We start from the raw sequence: 798 nt of genomic DNA, 5'->3' as shown, positions 1-798 counted from the left end.
GAGTGATCGAAAATATCAGGGTAGAAAATCTGAATATGATTGATGTACAATTTCCTTTTTCTTGGATAATGGACTGGCATAATGAATACAATAGAAAAAATAGCAATGACCTTGCTCAAATGCCAGAAAGTTGGCAAGCGGTGGCTGAAGAAATACCTGAATCAAAGCAAATGACGAAAGTCAAAGACATACACATCAAAAACGTACAGGCATGCCTTTCTCCAGGTTACTCACTTCCTTCCCGAGCTTTTGATTTAGTAGCATTTCCTGAAAAGCCTATAGAAGATGTCTGCTTTTCTCATTGCCAAATAACTGCAAAAGAATTCGGGCGAATCGAAGCAGTACAAAACTTATGTTTCAAAAGCTGTGATTTATCTATAGAAACTGGCAATACAGCTGCAAACAATACTTTTGACAATCGTTGAAATTATAATAAGGTCAAGCTTAAATAATATTTTAGCTTGACCTTTATTTTTTTTAATGATATATTAAACAACGTTGTCGCGCTTCATTGAAACATTTTATGAAAATTCCAAAAAAGAGTTGACACATGTTTTTAGACGTGATAAGATAACTAAGTCGTTAAAAAGAACCACTTGCGAAGCTTGATTCTATCGAAAAAAACTTTAAAAAAGTTCTTGACAAATAACAAACGATAAGTTATGATAAATGAGTTGCTGAAAGATTTCGAAAAACGGAATCGAAAAAAACTTTTAAAAAAGAGTTGACAATCGCTTGGCTCTCTGATATGGTATAAAAGTTGCTACGGCAGCCAAAAACGAATCGGGAAACACTCCC

General features: G+C 34.1%; 1 pseudogene. It reads left to right on the top strand.

Annotated features, from left to right (window positions below):
• Positions 1-425: pseudogene (locus tag RG571_RS12015) on the top strand (glycoside hydrolase family 28 protein); the annotation flags it as partial.
• Between the last annotated feature and the right edge of the window lie 373 nt (positions 426-798).

The organism is Enterococcus sp. FR204 (assembly GCF_031143325.1).
Lineage (GTDB): Bacteria > Bacillota > Bacilli > Lactobacillales > Enterococcaceae > Enterococcus_B > Enterococcus_B faecium.
The sequence above is the reverse complement of the archived record's forward strand: the minus strand, read 5'-3'. Positions and strand labels throughout refer to the sequence as shown.